Raw genomic sequence first — 15,000 nt, 5'->3', positions numbered from 1 at the left:
TTAATTCTAGTTTTTCATCAGGAATAGAATATTCATTTTCAATTTCTTTTAAAATATCATATACCTTAAAAGGAAAAAACCACGTTGAAAAAGGGCTGAAACTAACCTGCTATTTGAGTTGTTTTCACTATTTATCGTCACCCAATTATCACTAGATAAGTCGTAACGACTGAAAGTTACTGTCTTTTCGTAAGGATTGCTTACAACTTTAATTTTATTCATAATTACTCCGATTATTTAATAATACAAGTGTATTATATCACAGCAAAATCTTTCTGTAGGCGCTTTCTATAAAATCTAACTATTTTTATTTATCTAATTCAAATCTAATTTATTGCCCCACACAAAAAATCCCATCACATGTGTGATAGGATTTTGTTGTCATTCCATTTCAAAGCTGTCGCTCTTGATTTTATCAGGTAAAACGAGAGACAAGAGTATGCACAAGATGGCTGGAATCAACCATGGCAAGGATGCTCCTGACAATGGCAGGAGGTTAATGAGGGCATTGAGTCCCGCAAGTTTAAACTGGCTTCCAATTACACTAAGCAAGGCAATCAGCGTGACTACTGCAACTGTCACTTGCATACCAGGTTTAGACAAGGCCACGAACTTGTTGGCAATCACAATCATGACAATCGTGATGGTAATTGGGTAGAGAATCAAAAGCACTGGTACTGAGAAAGCAATGATATTGTTAAGTCCCAAGTTGGCAATCGCAAACCCAATCAAGGTAAAGATAATGGCGTAAGCCTTGTAGGATACTTTCGGAAATGCCTTGTGGAAGAATTCCCCAGTCGCAACGATAAGTCCTGCAGTAGTTGTGAAACAAGTCACTGTCACCATGATAGCTAGGAAAATCTGAGCTACTGATCCAAAGATGGCTTGTGTGGCTTGTGACAAGACGCTGGCACCAATATTAGCATCTTTTGGTAGTCCTGCTACTTGGAGTGGGAAATGATTTCCCAAAAAGGCTAGTCCCAGATACAAAGCACCAAAGAGAAGCGTTACTATGAAACCAACAACCCAAATCGTTGAAATATACTCTTTTTTCGATTTAAAGCCCAATTGATTAAGTGTGACCACTGCCACTACACTGAAGGCCACAGAAGCCAAGGCATCCAAGGTGTTGTACCCTTCCAAGAATCCCTTACCAAAAGCAGAAGCCTGATAGGCTTGGCTAGCCAGCTGAGGACTGTGTCCACCGTATTTAAGCGCTCCAGCCACGATAACAATGACAATCATGATGGCAAAAATAGGCGTTAGGATGCGTCCAATACTATCTAAGATTTTGGAAGGGTTCATTGCAATCCAAAGCGCTAGAGCGAAGTAAATCACAGTGAAAGCCAAGAGCCATAGATTTGTATGCCCACTTCCAATCAAAGGTGAGAAGCCAATTGAAAAGGCTGCTGCCGCTGTTCTAGGAATGGCAAAGAAAGGACCAATGGACAGATAAAGGACTGCCAAATAGACTAAGGCAAACTTAGGCGAGATTTTTTGTGAAATCTCATGGATGTAGCCCTTGGGATTTAGGGTCCCAATAACCAGCGTTAGTATAGCAATGCCAACACCAGATAGGACAAAGCCTGCAATGGCTGGCAAAAAATGACCTCCAGATTCAAAGCCTAGCTGAGGGGGAAAGGTTAGATTTCCCGCTCCAAAAAACATACCAAACAGCAATAGGGCTGTAAGGCCTCCTTTTTTTAACATAGGGAACTCCATATCTAAAACAAATAAGATAGATGATAATAGCTATCTCAGTTGTTGATTTTTTTTATAATATTATTCAGTATCTCATGCGACTAATGAAATTACAAGGCTTACAGCTTCATTCGGAAAGGTTTTCAAGATTAATAATATTCAGAAAAAGCGCAAAAAAAGACAAATCCCAAGGATTGTCTTAATTCTTATTAAGGGTGGCTGACAATAATTTCCAAATCACCACTAAGTGTCCACGAAGTCACATCGCTTGGTAGAATGAAGTGGCTACCTTTGGCAATGTCGTAATCCTGTCCATCTACATGAAGGCTTCCTTGGCCATCAAGCACACTGAACAAACTATAATCAGCGGTCTTTTCAAAATCAGCCTTACCTGAGATTTCCCATTTATATACGGCAAAGAAATCACTAGCAACTAAAAGCGTTGATTTGAGGTCATCTACTTTTGTTGTGACTGGACGACTATTGGCAGGTTCTCCAATAGTAAGCACATCGATCGACTTTTCCAGATGGAGCTCACGCAAATTGCCTTGGTCATCCTTACGGTCAAAATCATACACACGGTAGGTCGTATCACTAGATTGTTGGGTTTCAAGAACCATGATTCCTGCGCCAATAGCATGCATGGTCCCACTTGGCACATAGAAGAAATCGCCTGCTTTAACTGGGACTTTGGTCAAGAGATTTTCCCAATCCTTACTTTCAATTTGCTGACGCAGTTCTTCTTTTGATTTGGCATTGTGGCCATAAATAATTTCAGCGCCTGGCTCAGCAGCAATGATATACCAACATTCTGTTTTACCAAGTTCACCTTCATGTTCAAGTCCGTAAGCATCATCTGGATGAACCTGCACACTGAGCCAATCATTGGCATCCAAAATCTTAGTTAAAAGTGGAAAAACAGGTTCCTGACGATTTCCAAACAATTCACGATGCTCTGCATAAAGAACATCTAAAGTTTGACCGGCATAGCGACCATTTTTAATAGTAGAAACACCATTTGGGTGTGCGGAAATAGCCCAGTACTCTCCTACATGGTCGCTTGGAATGTCGTAGCCAAAGACATCACGCAAATGCGTGCCACCCCAAATCTTCTCCTGCATAACAGATTGTAAAAATAATGGTTCAGACATAAAAACTCCTTATATAAGAATGAATAGACTCAAAATCTATGTCTTAACATAGATGATTACTCACATCATGATAAATGAATCAGTTCCACTTTAAAGCGGATGTTCCAAAAATCACCTATAGCCAGTAAGCTCCATCGTCAGCAAATCACAAACAGACTTTGACGAGTAATTACCTCAATTATAAGCATAATTTGTGAAAATATCAACAGAGTCCTTAAAGAAATCATAAGATTTTGGCTTAATGGCTGCAAGTCATTTCAATAGCAAATTTCCTTTAAGAATCCTACTCATTCCTTCATTTTTCGGATAGATTGATTGAATTTAAAGACTTTTTAACCTATAATGTTATTGATATTATGAAAGGAAATCTCTCAATGAAATTCTATTCCTATGACTATGTGCTAAGTCAGATTAGCCAACAAAACTGGGTTATGGTTGCCATTACTGCAGGACTTATTTTAGTGACCGGTGTATTTGCTTTTAAAGCCTTCAAAGAACGCCATGATACTAAGTTTCGTGAACTCTCTATTATTTCTATTTTAACCTTAGTTGCCGTGGTTCTAATTGCTATCAGTAATTTCCAAAGCAATCAATCTAACAACGACCAATTTAGAGCATCTCTTCACTTTATCGAGGTTGTGTCTAAAAATCTTGACGTTGATAAGAGCAAGGTTTATGTCAATACTTCTACTACTACAGATGGCGCTATCCTCAAAGTTGGAAACAAGTACTATCGTGCCATCTCAGGTTCAGAACCTGACAGCTACTTGCTAGAACAAATAAAACTTTACAAGTCTGATGTTGAACTCGTGGAGGTTAAAAAATGACATCTTTTTATCTTACTGTTGCAATTAAACTAGCTTTGGGGCTTATTTCACTCGTCTTTGTTATCAATTTAACAGGTAAAGGAAACCTAGCACCTAGCTCAGCTACTGACCAAGTACAGAACTTTGTTCTTGGTGCAATCCTCGGTGGTACAATTTATAGTAGTACCGTTTCAATCCTCCAATATATCGTGATTTTGATTATTTGGACGATTTTGATTTTACTTCTAAAATGGCTAATTACCAATATTCTCTTTATCAAACATTTGATTGACGGTAAACCAACTGTCATCATCAAACATGGTCAACTAGATCCTGAAGCTTGTCGCTCTAAAGGACTTTCAGCCTCTGATGTCGCTTTAAAATTACGTTCCCAAGGAATTTTTCAACTTAAAGAGGTTAAACGTGCAGTTATTGAACAGAACGGCCAATTGATTGTGGTTCGTGCGGGTGATGAAAATCCGAAATACCCAATCATTACTGATGGGGTCATTCAAACAGAAATTCTTGATACTATTGGTAAAACGGAGGATTGGTTAAATGAAGAGCTTCAAAAAATGGGATATGATAACATTTCAGATATCTTCATTGCTGAATACGATAAAGGAAACATTAATGTCGTTACTTATTAAACAAATCACTTGCATTACCGTTTAATATTGTCTACAATGGTCTCATCATAAAAAGGAGGTTCTACTATGGGAATCGAAGATAAATTGAATCAAGCTAAAGGTGCTCTTAAAGAGGGTGCTGGTAAACTGACTGGCGACAAAAAGACTGAAGTCGAAGGTGCTGTCGAAAAAGTTGTAGCAAAAGCAAAAGACGGTATCGAAGATGTTAAAGAAGGCGTTGAAGGTGCTGTTGAAGGCCTTAAAAATGCTTTTTCTAAAAAATAATAATAAATAAACAGAAGCTCTTTTCCTTTTTTGAAGAGGGCTTCTGTTTTTCTTTATGTTCTTAACTAGAATTACTTACGAGAATGCTTGCTTCCTTTTAAGGCAAATGAGGTTGTCATCATCACTGCTCCTAATGCGCCTAGTCCCAAGCTACTCACATCACCAGTATCTGGTAGGGTTGATTTGTTTGCTTGCTTGCTTTGAGCACTTTTAGCAGACTGATTAGCCTTAGAGCTTGTCTGACTATTTTGTTTTTGAGCAAAATCAGTCTGAACATTTGTTTTTGTAGCTTCCTTTTGGTTGGAAACTTCTCTTAGCTGACCTTTTGATTCCGCTTGGGAACTTTGATTTTGAGTGAAAATCTTATTCAACTTCTCAGCTGTCTCTTCGTCTGGATGTTGGGCACTGCTTGGCGTATTGGTATTTGCCTTCTCAGTCTGTGCTTCTGCTGACTGATTGGCAACTGCTACTTCTGATACCAATGATGTTACTTCAGGGTCCGAAGCATTAGTCCTTGATGAGCCTTGACCTGATGGGCTTGTGCTTCTGGCTGTCGTTGCTGAAGTAGTTGCATTTGATTGGTTCGCATTAGTTGCTACTGAAGTACTAGCAGTCGTTGAGGCTGAGGCATTCGCAGTTGGAGACATTGTGGCACTAGCAGTCGTAGACCTTGTGGTACTCACATTTGGAGACGTTGAGTTACTTGTTTGACTAGCAAAGTTTGGTGGAGTTGGACGTCCTGAATTAGACATCTGACTTGTTGAAGTCGTACTACTTGTGCTTGTCGTATTTTCAGAACTTGTACTACTTGTACTAGTTGTATTCTCAGAACTTGTCGTACCTGATTGCCCCCATGGTGTGTTAACGCTTCCGGTATTGGTAGAGCTTCCACCATAACTAGTCGGTCCACCGTAGCCTCCGAAGTTATCAGACATTGAGCTATTGCCAAAACCACCACCTGGGAAGCCGCCCATGCCACCAGCACCAGGACCGTTGTTTGTGCCTTCTTCAGTAGCTGTTGCAGTCACACTAGCACCACTTGATGTCGTAATGGTATAGGTTTCACCCGAAGTTAGACTCTCGGTACTAAAGACCACATTTCCAAATGAAGTTGTTGCTGTTGTGGTCGCTACAACATTTCCAGAACTATCTGTAACTGTGATGGTATCTCCAGCACTACCAGAGATGTTGACCATGATATAAGACTGGCTTGAACCCGTTGTAAAGGCCTGAGCCATTCCTTGGTTACCAATAGCCCAAACGGTACCGCCAGAAATAATACCTGTTCCATCGTAGTCGATAGCGGCATTATCTGCACTCGTCTGAGCGACGTAGAGAGAACCACTTTTCACTGTCACATTGCCGTTACTGTCGATACCATCACCATCTGCCAAGATAGTTACCGTTGCACCGTCAATATTGATGCCCACTTCATTTTCCAAGTCAGACGTCGAATTGGTTAGGCTTGAAGTATCAGCGCTGTCCTTGGTCGTCCACTCAGTGGCATTAATACCGTCATCAACAGCAGTGATATCAACGGTTCCACCTGTCAAATTGATATAACGCCCTTCAAGGCCTTCGTCACCTGCTACAACTGTTACTTTAGAATTGCCTTCGACAGTCAATTCATCCGTAACCGTAATACCTTTGTCAGTCGCATTAATGGTTACTGTTGAATCGGTAATTGTCAAATCACCACTATTAACATCTGTTTCGTCTTCAACCTGAATACCGTCATCAGTTGCCGTGATGTTGACTGTGGCATTTTTAATGGTAACAGCTGTCGTCGCATTGATACCGTCTTTAGCCTCTGACGTCAAATCAAGCGTTACTGAATCAACAGTCACACTATCAGCCTTGATGGCGTGCTTTTCAGTACTTGAAAGGGTAAGGGTGCTTCCAGTACCACTCGTGATTGTCAGGGCTCCCGCTGCTTCGATTGCATTAGCAGACGTCGAAGAAATAGAACTGTCTGAAAGGACATTAACAGTCAATTCTGCTGAAGAATTGGAAGTGATAGACGAATCTGTTAAGGTCACACCATCCAAGTAGATTGTAACTGGATCTGTCACGCTACCCGCCACAATAATGGTATAGCTTGAACCATTTCCGGTCAAAGTGTATGACCCTGCTTGATTGATGGTAATTGTCGTTCCATCAATTGTGACAGTACCGCTATCACTTGTTACCACGGTTGTTCCATTGAAAGTAATCGTTGTCGTAGAGCTTTCTGAGTCACTATCTTCAGACTCAGTTGTCGTCGTTTCAGTAGCTGAATCTGAGGCGCTGTTGGTTAACACTGAAGCTGTTTCAGATGCAGTGGCATCAGTGGTGCTTGAGCTTGTATTAGAGCTAGTGTTTTCGTCTGCATTGTTCGTTTCAGATGCTGAGGTTTCACTAGTTGTGCTTTCAGCAGTTTCAGAAGAACTTGCTTCTGGAGTTGCTGAAGTGCTTGACTGTTCAGATGTTTCACTGCTTGTTGATGTAACAGTCGTGCCCTCTGTCGTACTTGTTGTACTTATTGTTGACGAATCAGTGTCTGAAGTTGAAGCCGCAGTTGAAGTACTTGTAACCGATTCTGTGCTTGTTTCAGTAGTGTCTGATGTATTGTCGGTCTGAGTACTTTCTTCAATTAAATCAGCAGTAGTTTCACCTGTTGAAACCGTTGAGAGTGTTGATTCAGTGTTTGTCTCGTCTGCTGAAACCTTACTGTCATTTAAGACAACTGAGCTACCAAAGATTAAGCTCGCTACCAGGACTGAACCTGCTGTTTTCCATTTTGATGATTTCTTAATGGCATAACGTTCTTGTGTTTGTTTAGTTTGTGTGTATGTCATTTTTTGTTCCTCTTACTTACTTTTGTGATGACTCTATTAAACACAAGAAACCTAAGATAGGACTTAAAGAAAAGTTAACCTTTCCTTAAAGTAAAAAAGTCCCCAAGATATTGGGAACTTTCATACTATAGGATAAACCACTCTAACTTCTACCGAAACAATTAACCTTTCATCACTGAAGGTCATTCCTGTCTCATGCAGGCATTTGCTAAAGAGGTCTTCATGGAGCTCTTGCCAATAGGATAAGCTTTAGTATCCAAGGCCTTCCTTGTAGGATTCCCTCATTTGGTCAGCTTTCATATTTGTACTCCTATACTTCCTCTCTCTTCATTTTACCAAAAACGCTAGGTCATCAGAAGTAAAATAAGGTTTCATAACATTTCAGTACATGCTAGGAATCTTGATTTTATGCGATTTTTAAAATTTTGAATTCCAACAGATTGCAGCACAAATTAATGAAATCTCTACTTTTTTCTCTACCTTTTTAGGTTTGAAAAATTGAATCGGATAACCAAATAAAAGACGCTCTAGTTTTATGATTAACTAGAGCGTCTTTTATTAATTAAATCAATAATAAGTTATTGGTACAACATACAACCAATAGTTTCAAGCAAAAATTTGATAGTAATTTACTTATAAAAATCCTTCATTAAGTCATTTAAGTCAGTTTTTAGAATAACCTGCCTATCTTGAGTTAATTGACATTTTTCCTCATGGATTAGTTTTTCTAATATCTTTTCTCCTAATACTCCACCAATATGAAACTTTCTTTCAGAAAAATCTAAACATAATTTGATATTAGGATTAGACTGATAACCCAACCATTGCTGTATTGCATTACTTCCTGCTTGAGTTAAAGAGTAGCTGATAGGGGATTCCTGTTCCATTAATTTATTTTGAATAAACCACTCAAATATTGAAACTCCTGCTTTCCCTGCTAAATGGTGAAAACATGTCCGTGCTTCACCAAGCTTAATTGCTTGAGGACGTCTAGACAGTTTTGCAATAGCTTGTCTTCCTTGCTCCGTGGTGAGAGTATTATCATTATTTAATTTATAGTAAATTCGGCCGTAAAAGTTAAATAAAACTATTTTAGGACTAGCCTTTAAAAAAGCAATTTCACTTTTCGATAAAGAATACCCTAAAGTTCTTTCAATCTCATTTTGGGTGAGAAAACGGTTAGATGATAAAACCGAGATAATTTGTGACGTTGACATAGTAGTTTACCACCTTTTTAATGATTAAAGCCTCAATTTTTAAAGAAATGGTAGAAATTCGGCATAAGTTGTGTAATGAGCTGTGTTGGCTCATAAAGAACGAATTTTTTAGCTTTAGTTGTCGTTAATAAGTTAGCATCCTTTAAAATTTGTAAATGTCTGGATATACTTGAATTACTCATTAATAAAATTTGAGCCAAAGATTGTGTCGTACTTGGTTTATCAATAACATAATTCATAATTTGTAAACGGACAGGGTCACTCAAAGCTTTAAAAATAGTAATCAAATTTTCCGGTGTGGAGTTATAGTAACTTGGCTGTTCTGTAATATCATAGGTAATAGCAATTCCTTGGTTGAAAGATTCAACAAACAGATGAGGCCAAATAAAATAACTTGGTAATAACATAATAGAATCACTATCTTGCAGTTGGATTTCTTGGTCAAAAGGTTTAATGATGGCCAGCCTGTTCTTTCTCCAATGAATGCGGTCAATTTGCAAATGATTAAACATTTCTTCAAAACCATTTTCCCTTAAAAAAGAAGCTTGATGTTGGATTTCTGTTAAGAGCTTTCGTTGAATACCTTTACTTTTCCAAGTTTCATCAAATATTTCTTGGCGGTACCAATCAATAAAAGAGAAAAGATGTTGATAAACACCAGAGGCATTCTTCCTCAAGTCTATAAGTAACTGATTATCCTCATTCAAAGAAAAATCCTTCCATTCTAATCCTTTTGCTAATGTTGGAATGAAGGAGTTTTCTCTGTCACTGGACACTTTCTCTAAATGTTCAATTAATTGAATAGTTGGGAATTCATCAAGAAATTTCTTTAAATTTTGTATCTCTTCTTCAATCGTTGTCGCATGATAGCGAAAATTACAAAGTAAAATAGGAGAAACACCAAGTTCATAAAAAAGTTGAAAATAGTGAAGCTTCTCATAGAAATCATCTGTCAATCTATCTTGTATCTCAATGACCCAATCAATATTTGTACCATGATGACGCGGGTTCAATAAGATATGTAAGCTTCTAAAAAGTTCATTTAAGGGTGAGTACACAAATTGTATCCTTTGTGTTAATGTTTCATCCGTTTTCAGAGCATAGTTACTAAATTGAACTGTAATAGTCATGTGCATGTTCCTTCTAAACGATTCGATATTTTCAGAATCGATTGATTAAAATTTTATTTCATTGTATCATATTTATAATTTTTAGAAAAGAGGTTATATTTATGATACACGATACCAAACATTTTATTTACACAGCTAAACCCAAGGAGGAAATTTTATGAGTAGACGGTTGCAGGATTTACTAATAACAGTTATCGCAGGTATGGGAATGTTATTATCAACTTTAGATACTGGTATTATCAATGTTGCACTATCTTTCCTAAAAGATCAATTCCATACAACAGCTAATACTGCAGCTTTTACAATAACTGGATATGCACTGGCATTGGCAATATTCATACTTCCTTTAGGCATTTTTAGTGACAAATTCGGCAAACTAAAAATTTCTTACTTAGGATTCGTTCTTTTTGGACTCAGCTCGCTTTTTTGTGGGTTTGCTAATAGTATTGGTTGGCTTATCGCTGGACGAGTAATTCAAGGAATTGGGGCAGCTGCCTTACAAGCTACTTCTGCAGCTTTGATTACAACATTAGTATCAGAAGAACAAAAAAATAGCTCTATTAGTATTTTAGGAGTTATGATAGGTTTAGGTCCTGTATTAGGTCCCTCTTTAGGTGGCATATTGCTATCTTTAAATGTTTGGCGATTTATTTTTTGGATAAATGTCCCTTTCGTAATTATTGGTATTATTTGCAATCACTATCTTCTTAACAAAGTTTCTGAGCAGACTAACAATCAAAAATTAGACACATCTGGAACAATTGTTAATGCAATAATATTAATTTGCCTATTGTTAGGACTATCATTATTAAGTAAGAGTCATTTACAAATAATCAGTCTTATTCTAATAACAATTAGTTTATTGATTGGTATTTTATTTTATCGAATTGAATTTAACCAAAAAAATCCACTTGTCAATGTTAAGGGACTTAAGGAGAATCCTAAAGTAATTTCTCACCTTTTACAGACGATTGCTTTTGGTTTTGCCTCTGCCATGATATTTTTACTACCTCCATTTATTTTTGAACAGTTATATCATTTAGGAGTAGGAGTTACTGGATTTCTTGTTTTGGGAGCTCCAGCTGGATTAGTTATCTTTTCACGAGTATCAGGAAAATTGAACGACGGGAGTAAAAACATAACTTTTAGCCACTTAGGTTTGGGTATTATTTGCCTGTCTTTAATTTTCTTAGTATTTCTTAACCCCAAATGGTCTTATCTGTTTCTAACTTTTGGACTTTTTATTTATGGTGTTGGTGGTGGCTATTTTCAGCCTGCAAATATCGCCAGTATTATGCAAGCCAGTCCCATGGAAATGCAAGGAAGCACGGGAGCTTTACAACGAATGGTACAAAATATTGCCATTTCGGCTGGTTCAGCAGTTGGTTCAACCTGTCTAAATCTTTGGCCAAACAATCTATTATTAGCTACTCGGATTGGATGGGGAATTACATTAGTGTTAGTTATTATGAGTTTAAAGGACATGATTTTTTCAAAACACAATAATTAACTATAAAAAAGATTTCAGTGACTACTGAAATCTTTTAGCTCTCTTCATTATACCAAAAAACGCTAGATCAACAGATCCAGCGTTTTCCTCTTAATACTTAGAATGTTTGTAACCGTAAAAGGCATAAATAGCTGAACCGATTAGCACTGCTATGCCAAAGGCTAACCAGGTCTGCCAACTATACTGACTCATAAAGGAGAGACAGACGATAATTGAGATAATTGGCAAGACCGGAACAAATGGGACCTTAAACTCATCCTTCTGCGGCAAGCCCTTGTCCTTACGAAGAATGATGAGGGCAATAGCCAAGAGAACCAGGTAAGCCAAGGTCGCAATGTTAACCAAAGATGCCATATTAGCCAAAGAGAAGAGTCCTGCTGAGATGGCTGAAAGAATACCAGTCAAAAGTGTCGCATGATGTGGAACCTTATGGGTCTTTGAAACCTTTTGGAAGGTTTGTGGAAGGAAACCATCACGCGCCAAGCTATAAACCATACGGCTAAGGGCATAGGCCATGGAAATACATACGGTAATCAAGGTCATAATGGCAACCACCGATACATAATTGGCAGCCCAAGGCACACCAATATAACGAAGGGCATAAGCTACAGCATCGTCAACATTTAGCTTAGTATAGTGAACCGCTCCCGTCAAGACTAGCGAAACCACTGCATAAAGTGCAGCGACGATAATCAAGGCGAGAACAATGCCTCGAGGAACATTCTTTTGGGGTTCCTTAATCTCATCTACTGTCATAGAGATAGATTCAAAACCAAGAAAACCAAAGAACATGAGAGAAGCCCCCGCCATAATCCCCGTCTTACCACCATAGATTTGGCCAAAGCCAAATGGTGCGAAGTTAGCCCAGTTGCTTGGATTCAGATGGAAGAGACCAACTAGGATAAAGACCGCCAAAGCAGAAAACTTAAGCACCACTAAGAGCGAGTTCAAACGAAGGGCTTGTTTGGAATCCAATAGGAGGAGAGCCGTCACTAGCACCAAAACCAAGACTGGCAAGAGGTCAATATAAGTCCCTTGACTCGGATTAAAAGGGCCACTGATAGCTTGAGGAAGCTGTAGACCAAAGCTTGCCAGGAGTCCCTTGAGGTAGGCTCCCCAACCAGAGGCAACACTAGACACGGCATTCATGAAAACGATCATTGTAAGCCACCCCCCCATCCAAGCAGGGTACTCACCCCAAGAGGCGTAGAGATAACCGTAAACACCACCAGCCGATGGGTAACGTGAGGCAAACTCAGCAAAGAAAATAGCTGACATACCCACACAAACGGCTGAAATCAAAACCGAAATAATCAGGGCAGGACCTGCCAAGGTTGATGCTGCGGTACCAGTAATCGTAAAGATTCCTGTTCCCACCATGGCACCAATTCCCAAGAGGACGACATCCCTGAGGGTCAGATGACGTTTCATCTCGGTTTGAGCGAGACCGACATCCTTTTTACGAAAATACTCATTTTTATACTCCAATTTTTGAGAAATACCGCACTATTATACCATATTCCAGGCCAAAAAAGACCTATTTCTGTATTTTTATACTCCTATTATTAAAAAGCATGTTCAAGATTAGGATTTCGTAAAAATGATTTTCTAATGTATTGCCTATACCTATCAAAAACCACCTGCTCAAAATCTTGATCTAGTCGCCCATTTCTTCTACTGTTTTAGCAGATTTCTAAATATTTAAAATATTTAGAAAAGGCTATAAAAAGGATGCCAATTGCGTTTGATTCTTCTAATGAAAGATGTTAGAATGAGGTCATAAAAATGGAAAAGGGGAACTTTTATGGAAAATAAAGTTCATTTTAAACTTCATAAAGTGAAGAAACAATGGGTTACCATTGCCGTGTCTGGTTTGGCACTTGGTGCCTCATTGATTGGAGTTGGCGTCTCTGCCGACGAACAAGCTACGAATCAAGCCACCTCATCAAGCACACCTGAAAGCGTCAGCCAAGATCCCGATCTTGTCATCACAGAGACAGCTACAACTACGACTAAATCTGAAGACGCAGCAACTGCTAAACCAAGCAATACAAATCCCACTGTCACGGCTGACAAACAGCCAGTCCTTAAAGAAGACCAAGCAAGTAGTTCTTACAATTTGTCCAGTGGCGAAACGAGAACTGCTCCTTCAACTTCAGAAGTCGCTAGCACAGCTACTGACGTAAACAGTCAAGCACCAGAATCTGTTGAAACTACTATCGTTTCTGGCGGTCAATTCAAGAGTGATGCTGAAGGCAACTGGTACTACCTTAAAGACGGGAAAAATCTGACAGGTGCTCAAAACGTTGACCATTTCGACCTTTATTTCCACGAGGATGGAAAGCAAGCTAAGGGCGAGATCATCACTGAAAATGGACAATCTTTCTACTATGACAAGGCCAATGGACGTAAGGTAACCAACACCTCTATCAATATCAACGGTCAAGCCTATACTGCTGATGCCCAAGGACGCCTGACAGTGGTTCTGCCTGAAACTAACAAACGCAACCAGTTTATCGAAGACAACAACCACAACTGGTATTACCTTGGTAAAGATGGCAAGCCCGTCACTGGTGCTCAGACCATTGATGGCTTTAACCTCTACTTCCACGAAGACGGTCGACAAGCTAAAAACGAAATCGTTACTATTAATGGTGATAGCTACTATTTCGATAAAGACAATGGTCGTCGTGCAACAGGTCACCAGGCTCTTGACAACGTCAACCATAAATACTTTGGTTTTTACTACTTCGACAAAGATGGCAAGATGGTCAAAGATGACTTCGTCACCGAGAATGGCGATCTTTACTACTTTGATGCTACTGGCAATCAACCTAATTTTGTCTTTGTTTCAGATAAAGCTGGTCATTGGTATTACATGAGTGACTTCAAGGCAACTAAAGGTTTCTCAGCCCCATTTGGTTTCGATACCGAATTCCTAGACCGTAGCCAATCCGACTATAAGACAAGCGTGCAAAACCTGAACGGCCAACAGTATTACTTTGATCCCAAGACTGGTATCATGGTAACCAATCGCTATGTTTCTGACGATCAGGGGAATTGGTATTACTTTGGCAAAGATGGTAAAGCGCTTCACGGTTTTCAAACAGTGGACGGTAACCTTCATTACTTCAATGATAGTGGCCAACAAGTCAAAGGTGACTTCCTTTACTACAATAACGATATCTACTATTTCGATAAAGACAATGGAAATCCAGTAACTAACCAATTCGTTAATAGAGACGATGCTTGGTACTATTTCGGAGCTGATGGTAAAGCCGTGTCTGGTTTCCAAACCATTAACGGACAGAACCTATATTTCTACGAATATGGTGTCCAAGCCAAGGGACAACTGGTTACTGTTGACGGCAAAACCTACTACTTCGACCCAAATACAGGTGAAAAGTGGGTTAATCGTTCACTTACCTTAAACGGTACGGTCTATAACTTTGACAATAATGGTGTGGCGACGACTAAAGCTGACCAAACCACAAATCGAAACCAATTTGTTAAAGGTACCGATCAAGAATGGTACTACTACGATGCTAATGGTAAAAAGTCACTGGTTTCCAAACTATTAACAAGGACCTCTACTTCTTTAACGAGAAAGGCCAACAAGTTCGAGGAGGTATTTTCAACCTAGGTGATAACTACTACGTCGCCAACAAAGATACTGGTGCTATCCTTCGCAATGCCTTTTATCACGATACATCAACTGGACCTTATGGCAACTT

The 15,000-nt window shown here is 39.0% G+C and carries 12 protein-coding genes; 6 read left to right on the top strand and 6 right to left on the bottom strand.

The window, feature by feature from the left end:
• Positions 1–381 precede the first annotated feature (381 nt).
• Positions 382–1,710, bottom strand: coding sequence for a branched-chain amino acid transport system II carrier protein (gene brnQ, locus HSISS3_RS03390; RefSeq protein ID WP_021151693.1), 1,329 nt, complete (start codon positions 1,708–1,710; stop codon positions 382–384).
• Between the two features lie 200 nt (positions 1,711–1,910).
• Complete coding sequence (gene manA, locus HSISS3_RS03385; protein WP_021151692.1) at positions 1,911–2,852, bottom strand: mannose-6-phosphate isomerase, class I; 942 nt, start codon at positions 2,850–2,852, stop codon at positions 1,911–1,913.
• A gap of 374 nt (positions 2,853–3,226) precedes the next feature.
• On the opposite strand from manA, the gene HSISS3_RS03380 reads away from it, so the two are divergent.
• The 3 genes from HSISS3_RS03380 to HSISS3_RS03370 all read left to right on the top strand — a co-directional run bounded on the left by HSISS3_RS03380 (position 3,227) and on the right by HSISS3_RS03370 (position 4,572).
• The gene (locus HSISS3_RS03380; protein ID WP_002885310.1) at positions 3,227–3,679 is read left to right on the top strand and encodes a DUF3290 family protein; all 453 of its coding nucleotides are present in this window, start codon (positions 3,227–3,229) and stop codon (positions 3,677–3,679) included.
• Positions 3,676–4,308, top strand: coding sequence for a DUF421 domain-containing protein (locus HSISS3_RS03375; protein ID WP_021151691.1), 633 nt, complete (start codon positions 3,676–3,678; stop codon positions 4,306–4,308). The genes HSISS3_RS03380 and HSISS3_RS03375 overlap by 4 nt, the downstream gene beginning before the upstream one ends.
• 66 nt (positions 4,309–4,374) lie before the next feature.
• Positions 4,375–4,572 carry a CsbD family protein gene (locus tag HSISS3_RS03370; protein ID WP_008534959.1) on the top strand — a complete coding sequence of 66 codons (198 nt, stop codon included), beginning with the start codon at positions 4,375–4,377 and terminating at the stop codon, positions 4,570–4,572.
• A gap of 71 nt (positions 4,573–4,643) precedes the next feature.
• On the opposite strand, the gene HSISS3_RS03365 is transcribed toward HSISS3_RS03370, so the two are convergent.
• From HSISS3_RS03365 to HSISS3_RS03355, 3 genes are all read right to left on the bottom strand, one after another.
• Positions 4,644–7,409 carry a carbohydrate-binding domain-containing protein gene (locus HSISS3_RS03365; protein WP_021151690.1) on the bottom strand — a complete coding sequence of 922 codons (2,766 nt, stop codon included), beginning with the start codon at positions 7,407–7,409 and terminating at the stop codon, positions 4,644–4,646.
• 629 nt (positions 7,410–8,038) lie between these two features.
• On the bottom strand, positions 8,039–8,296 hold the full coding sequence (locus HSISS3_RS03360; protein WP_042772055.1) for a hypothetical protein: 258 nt from the start codon (positions 8,294–8,296) through the stop codon (positions 8,039–8,041).
• Between the two features lie 362 nt (positions 8,297–8,658).
• Complete coding sequence (locus HSISS3_RS03355; RefSeq protein WP_042771799.1) at positions 8,659–9,756, bottom strand: ArsR/SmtB family transcription factor; 1,098 nt, start codon at positions 9,754–9,756, stop codon at positions 8,659–8,661.
• Positions 9,757–9,913: 157 nt separating this feature from the next.
• On the opposite strand from HSISS3_RS03355, the gene HSISS3_RS03350 reads away from it, so the two are divergent.
• Complete coding sequence (locus HSISS3_RS03350; RefSeq protein WP_021151687.1) at positions 9,914–11,266, top strand: MFS transporter; 1,353 nt, start codon at positions 9,914–9,916, stop codon at positions 11,264–11,266.
• 90 nt (positions 11,267–11,356) lie between these two features.
• On the opposite strand, the gene HSISS3_RS03345 is transcribed toward HSISS3_RS03350, so the two are convergent.
• A complete protein-coding gene (locus tag HSISS3_RS03345; RefSeq protein WP_051176079.1) occupies positions 11,357–12,697 on the bottom strand; it encodes an amino acid permease in 1,341 nt (446 codons plus the stop codon).
• A 373-nt stretch (positions 12,698–13,070) separates the two neighbouring features.
• On the opposite strand from HSISS3_RS03345, the gene HSISS3_RS03340 reads away from it, so the two are divergent.
• On the top strand, positions 13,071–14,909 hold the full coding sequence (locus HSISS3_RS03340; RefSeq protein WP_021151685.1) for a KxYKxGKxW signal peptide domain-containing protein: 1,839 nt from the start codon (positions 13,071–13,073) through the stop codon (positions 14,907–14,909).
• The coding region (locus HSISS3_RS12290) for a hypothetical protein (RefSeq protein ID WP_240472105.1) at positions 14,843–15,000 on the top strand (158 nt) is incomplete at its 3' end. The genes HSISS3_RS03340 and HSISS3_RS12290, both read left to right, overlap by 67 nt.

It is taken from the genome of Streptococcus sp. HSISS3 (genome assembly GCF_000448605.1).
Classification (GTDB): Bacteria; Bacillota; Bacilli; order Lactobacillales; family Streptococcaceae; genus Streptococcus; species Streptococcus raffinosi.
The sequence above is the reverse complement of the archived record's forward strand: the minus strand, read 5'-3'. Positions and strand labels throughout refer to the sequence as shown.